6 protein-coding genes are annotated in these 5,899 nt (G+C 64.0%); 4 read left to right on the top strand and 2 right to left on the bottom strand.

All coding sequences use genetic code 11. The features are described 5' to 3' along the window. Nucleotides 1–247: 247 nt before the first annotated feature. Both WAW17_RS06955 and WAW17_RS06950 read right to left on the bottom strand, forming a co-directional pair. Entirely contained in the window at nt 248–646 is a 399-nt protein-coding gene (locus WAW17_RS06955) for a hypothetical protein (protein WP_422332267.1), read from the bottom strand. Nucleotides 647–771: 125 nt separating this feature from the next. Beyond that, on the bottom strand, nt 772–1,092 hold the full coding sequence (locus WAW17_RS06950) for a hypothetical protein (RefSeq protein WP_422332266.1): 321 nt from the start codon (nt 1,090–1,092) through the stop codon (nt 772–774). 618 nt (nt 1,093–1,710) lie between these two features. On the opposite strand from WAW17_RS06950, the gene WAW17_RS06945 reads away from it, so the two are divergent. The 4 genes from WAW17_RS06945 (at nt 1,711) to WAW17_RS06930 (ending at nt 5,869) form a co-directional block, all read left to right on the top strand. After that, the gene (locus WAW17_RS06945) at nt 1,711–2,319 is read left to right on the top strand and encodes a hypothetical protein (RefSeq protein WP_422332265.1); all 609 of its coding nucleotides are present in this window, start codon (nt 1,711–1,713) and stop codon (nt 2,317–2,319) included. Continuing rightward, nucleotides 2,316–3,446 (top strand): relaxase/mobilization nuclease domain-containing protein, encoded by a 1,131-nt coding sequence (locus WAW17_RS06940; RefSeq protein WP_422332264.1) that lies wholly within the window; start codon nt 2,316–2,318, stop codon nt 3,444–3,446. The genes WAW17_RS06945 and WAW17_RS06940 overlap by 4 nt, the downstream gene beginning before the upstream one ends. 537 nt (nt 3,447–3,983) lie before the next feature. Continuing rightward, the gene (locus tag WAW17_RS06935) at nt 3,984–5,306 is read left to right on the top strand and encodes a type IV secretory system conjugative DNA transfer family protein (RefSeq protein ID WP_422332263.1); all 1,323 of its coding nucleotides are present in this window, start codon (nt 3,984–3,986) and stop codon (nt 5,304–5,306) included. After that, nucleotides 5,303–5,869, top strand: coding sequence for a hypothetical protein (locus WAW17_RS06930; RefSeq protein ID WP_422332262.1), 567 nt, complete (start codon nt 5,303–5,305; stop codon nt 5,867–5,869). The genes WAW17_RS06935 and WAW17_RS06930 overlap by 4 nt, the downstream gene beginning before the upstream one ends. Nucleotides 5,870–5,899: the final 30 nt, after the last annotated feature.

Here is a 5,899-nt window from a genome sequence, read left to right as displayed (position 1 = left end):
GAGACCAGTGAGGCCATGATCAAGTGGGCCATGATCGGGTTGATGGTCCGACGCCTGGCGCCACCGCCCGGCCGCAAGCCCTGGCAACGTAGCTCAACCGCCGCTTGAGACTTTCCCAACACGTTCTAAGAAACTCGTCGCGCTACGGTCACCAGAAAGGGGCACGGACTCCCGGTGGCTCAAGGTTCTGTCGGCGCTGCTCATACCCAACGAACTATCTCCAGATGCTGGACGCTGGCCCCAGTGATTAAGAGTCACTTGCTTTACAAACCGCGCTGTTGCGGTCCGGTTGCGCCGTGAGCTGCGAAAACCGTAGAAGTTGCGGCACCCGGTAGGTGACCTGATGTCCGATGCTCTTGAGGTGGGCATGCCACAGTGCGGCACCCTTGGCGCGGAGTTCCTCGCGCTCGGCGAACTGGGCGGGCGTGGTGCGCATGGCCCGTTCGAAATCGTCATCGAGGTAGCTCATGCAATCACTCCATCTGTTTTTGAAGCTGGCGGGCATGTCATGGAGGCGACCGGCCCGCCAACACTGTGCGAGAAGCATCTCGCGGGTGTGCAGCTTGGCTGGCAGGAACGGGTTACGGGCGCCGAGGGTGCGCGACTGGGCGACGCCGAGGCGATAGGCCCGCTCGTACGCGTTCACGCCGTCACCTGTGCATCGTCGGCGGCGAGGTAGCGGTAAACCGTTGCCCTTGAGCAGCCAAGCACCTTGCCACCTCGCCGATGATGAGTTGGCAAGCCAGCGCGCAGCGGTGGCGCGGCAGCCTTCTATGTTTCTTGCGTCGTCGTTTTGCGTCGTGTGCTTCTTCGGCTTCGCGCTGCGGTATTTGGTGAACGTCGAGCACGCTTCGGTTTGAGGGGTTCTATGCCGAGGCTCGATAGTTCCTTCGCTGTCCATGAACTGTCGAGTGCTGCGCTGTACTCGTCCTTGTACTTCGCTTCCAGTGACGCAACGCTGGTCCGTGCGGCAGTAAGTTCGGCCAGCGTCGCTGCGACCTTCTTTCCTGTCTCGATTCGGCGTTGCACTTGATTGTTTGCAAGCGCTTCGATGTCCGCTTCTGTTGGCGTAGCTACTGGGCTATCAGTCATGTTTCGGAGTGTATGCGCGTGTCGCGAGTGCGACTGCTGGCGCGGTCGGTGTGCGGTAGACGTGTCGGTCTGCACCGCGCGCCTAACGGCACGCGAGTGCACACCACCCCGTCTACCGCACGCGCTTCGCGCGGTGTGCGCCTGGCGGCGCAGTGTCACGCCAGCGTGACACGTCGTGGCCGGCCACCGTCCGAGCGCGCTGGGCGCACTCGAGCCGGTGGCAGGCCACGCGCTGCGACCGCCACCCGCGAAAAGCGTGCGAGGCGGCAAAAGTCTTGCAGCGAGATATGCCGTTCGCTACGCTCACAGGCAACTCGCCCCGAATTCGCTTCGCTCAACTCGGGGAATCGACGCGGCTTCGCCGCAGTCGGGCGCGCGTTCCGCGCCCGCGACCGGTGCCTTTCGGCACCTGGTCGCGAGGCACGGCAACACGCGGGGCGTGTGCGTCTGCCCGCAGCTATACGCTGCGACGCGAATGCACACGCAAGAGACGGAGAGTGATCGCACGTGAGGAGTCGAGTGGTGGCAGTCCGGTTGGAGCGGGCCGAGCATGCGGCATGGTCACGTGCGCTCGACGCTTCACCGTGGCGCTCGCTTGCGCACTGGTGCCGTGAGGTTGTGAACGACTCGCTCAGTCGACCATCGATGGAGCCACCAGGCAGTACCGAATCGATGGAGCCACCAGGCAGTACCGAACTGGCGGATATCTCGTGTGATGAAGTGAGCGAGTTTGTGTCGTTGTGTGGTGTCTTGAATGAGCGTGCAAAAGGCAGCAACCGGTTGGGAAGGGTGGTCGCCGACTCGTTGCAAAGTGCGCGCGCAGTTACAGACCGGGCAGAGCATCTATTGCCGCCCGTTGACATCGTTGCAACGCCCCGCAACGAACAGAAGGAACTGCGCCAAAAGTTGGTGAACGTGCGCCTCTCAGACGACGAGTTCGCGCGTTGGTCCGAGGCCACAAACCGGGCCGGGTTCCCGCGTGTCTCGACATGGGTTCGGTACACCGTTGCGGGACTTCTCGGATACGACTTGGCCAGTCCGGACCTGACGGTTCCCGCCGGTTTGGACGAGGTGCGTCGGCAGCTCGCGGGTGCGATCACAAACGTTGCGCAACTGTCCGACTTGGCCGAGGAGTACGACGCCGGTTTGCACGACGAATTTGCGGACGTGCACGCACGCGTTGCGGAGCTGTTGCGCCGCTATCACGCACTCGGTAAGCGCGCATGATCCCACGCATCAGCAAGGGCACGTCGGCATACGGGGCCCTGGCGTACGACCACGGTCCTGGACGCCGCGAGGAACATATGAACGCGCACAAGATCGCGGGGAACGTGCCGGGCCGGACGTGGAAGGACCGAGCCCGAGTGATGGACGAGCACGCCAAGACCGCACGCGGTGAGGTAGCGAAGCCGTTGCACCGAACCTCGCTGCGGGTCTCGGAGACCGACCGCAAGCTCACCGACCGGGAGTGGAAGCAGGTCGCGAACGAGTACGTCGAACGCATGGGGTTCGACAAGTGCCCGTGGGAGGCGACCCGGCACGCCGACGACCACATCCACATCACCGTCAGTCGGGTGCAGTGGGACGGGAAGCTTGCCAAGACCAGTCACGACTTCGCGAAGGCACAGGCCGCGAGCCGCCAGATCGAACGCACCCACGGACTCGAGGACGCCAGCCGCAAATACAACCGCGACCGCCCCGAGGTGTCCAAGGGCGAGCGGGAGAGCGCCGAGCGTCGGAACGTACGGCCGGAGCGCGAGCAACTCCGCGACAAACTGACCGCGGCCGAGCGTGCGAGTGACGGCACCCGGGCGTCGTACGAGCAGAAGTTGACTGAGCAGGGCGTGCACTACCGGGCCAACGTCTCCAAGACCACCGGCCGCGTCAGTGGCTACAGCTACGGTCTCGGGGGCCACACCACGGCGGCGACAGGGGAGGCCACCGCCGCCAGGGAACAGGTGTGGTTCAAGGGCTCCCAGCTTGGCGGGCAGTTCAGCTGGAACAAGACCCAGACGCGTCTCGCCGAGCAACAGAAGACGCAGCAGGACGTGGACAGGGGGAAGAGGGAAGGCCGGCCGCCCGCTCGGGAGGCCCGGCAAATGCAGCAGCCGATGACGCGGGAGCAGGCCCGCGAGGAAGCGGCACGCCGTGCGGCCGAGCGCCAGCAGCAACGACAAACGCCCAGTACAGGAATGGAGACCAGTGAGGACCGGAGGACGCAACCCATGACGCAGGAGAACACCGAGCAAGGTGGACCGATGACGCGGGAGCAGGCCCGCGAGGAGGCGGCACGTCGTGCGGCCGAGCGCGAGCAGCAACGCAGCACGGAAAAGGACCAGGAGCGCGGCCGATGAACCGCCAGTGGGGGCCGCAGGATACCGGCGGCGTGGAGATGCGCCGCCGAAACAGCGACGGCGATTATTGGATCCTGTTTGCCCTGTTCTCGCCGGTATTTCTGATTTACCGAGTTACGAACGGAGATCCGAATCTCGCGCCCGGAGTGATCGCCGTATGTGCGGTGGCAGGACTACTGGGGCTGTGGGACGGCCGCAAAGGTGCTCGATTCGCCCGAGGGCATTGGGTTTGCGCGATGGTGGTCTTCTTCCTCGCCACATACCCATTGATCGTCTATGGCGTTGTGTTCGCGATCGGACGCTTAACGGCTGGTCAGAGTATTTCCAAGAGCACATTCAGATCGCCCAAGACAGATCGCGAGATCGTCCTGGCGTCTCCGTCGCCCAGTACTGAGATCGTTGCAGTGGCATCGAAAGGCTGGCAGAAGCCAGGCGGAGGGCATGTGGGATGGGACGACACCGGCCGCTACGTCGGTGCCAACTCACGCGGCGCCATGCTGGTCATCGGCCCACCCGGCAGCGGCAAGACCGCCGCCGGTGCTCATACCGTCGATTTACGTCATCCCAGGAGCTGGTGTCATCAGCTCGATCAAGCTCGACCTCTTACAAGCGACCGCGTACGCACGCGGCGCAGTCGGCCGGGTCTTCCACTTCGATCCGGGCGGCGGCGAACAGACACCGCCCGGCATCATCCAGGCCCGCTGGTCACCGCTGGTATCGATCCGAACATGGGACGACGCCCGCATGATCGCCACCAGGATCGCGGCCCCGATGATGGGCCAGGAAAAGTCCTCCGGCGAGTCAGACAACCACTTCATGGAAAAGGGCCGCGACTGGATCGAAGTTCTGCTGTACGCGGCAGTCCTCGGCGGACATTCGATTTCGACCGTTGCGGACTGGGTGCAGAACCCGGACACAGCTGACGTCACCCAGGAAGTGGACAGTGCGCTCATCTACGCCGCCAGCAACGGCGACCAGGGCGCCAAGATCGCGGCCGGACAACACGCAGGCCTGCTCGCTATCCCGGACCGTGAACGCGGTTCGATCAAATCCAGCATGACCCGGCTGTTCCGGATCTACGGCAGCGTGAGCGCCCGTGAAATCGGCACCAACCCGAACTTCGACCCGAGACAGTTCGTACGCAGCTCGGACACCCTCTACATCACTGCCAGCCCCGAGCGGCAGCAGGAATATGCCCCACTCATCGCCGGTCTACTGGAAGAGATCCGGTACGCCACCTACCAACGGCACGCGGCCGAAGAACAGGGGCACGAGCCCAAACGCCCACACGTGACGTTCGTCCTCGACGAGGCCAACAACACCGCCCCGATCCCACTGCCGGCCATTGTCAGCGAGGCGGGCGGCCAGTCCCTGCACATCATCGTCGGCATCCAAGATCTCTCCCGAGCCCGCGCACGGTGGGGACAAGCGGCCGATGGCTTCCTGACGCTGTTCCCGACAAAAGTCGTGCTCAACGGTGTCATCGAGCCATATACCCTCGACGCGCTCAGCAACGCGGCAGGTGAATACGACCGGATGATGACCAGCTACAGCGAATCCACCTCGTACGTCGGCCAATACAGCATCCCGATTCGCCAGCGGAACCCGAGCTACTCGACAGTCCGACAAAAAGTCTTGCACCAGGGCGACATTGCGAGCCTGCCGCCGGGGAAGGCGCTGTTGTTCGAAGGCGCGGACTGGTTCCTGGTAAACCTCAGCATGCACTTCGCAGACCCGTTGTGGCGCAGCGTCTCCCACGACGGACACAGCAAGGCCTACCAACTTGCGCAGACCAATCAGGCTGCGTCAGGTAGCGGCACCGGCATGGTGCCGCTCGACAAGGAAGGGAACCCCATATGAAAACCCGCACCCAGCTGTACCTCGCGGCAGCAGCCGTGACCGTCGTTGCGGCGGCCGCCGTCACCAGCGTTGTCATCGCCAATGACAGGCCAGAACACAACATCGCGGAAGAGCGCGTGGCACTGCTCGCCGCTGTCCCGGAGACGTGCCAGGAACAGGCCGACAGCATCATCAGCATGTTCCAGATGCTCGACCCGGCTACCGAACCGGCCCGGCGAACGTGCCAGAACTACCGCGATGGTGCCGCGCTCGGGACCCCGTTGCGATCACTGGCGGTCGAGTGGAACCAACAGTGCCTCGAATCCGCAGGATGGAGGCTCGAACGCAGACAGGAACCCGACCCCACGGGGAACTACCCACTCGACCCCGTCGGACCAGACGACGGCACGTACATGCCGACCAGAGTCGCGCATTGCGCGATGACCGCTCCCACCGCTGAAGAGTGCGAAGGACTGCGCCAAGGTCTAGATCCCGGTGGTGTAGCTCTCAGCATCAACGAGGCCGCTGTACTGGCGCGACTGGGTTGCACCAACACCGAAGTCCGCATTTCCGAACACAGATAGCTGAACGTTCTCAGGCGGGGAGGGGACCGG

The organism is Rhodococcus sp. (in: high G+C Gram-positive bacteria) (genome assembly GCF_049286785.1).
In the GTDB taxonomy this organism is placed as follows: Bacteria; Actinomycetota; Actinomycetes; order Mycobacteriales; family Mycobacteriaceae; genus Rhodococcus_F.
The sequence above is the reverse complement of the archived record's forward strand: the minus strand, read 5'-3'. Positions and strand labels throughout refer to the sequence as shown.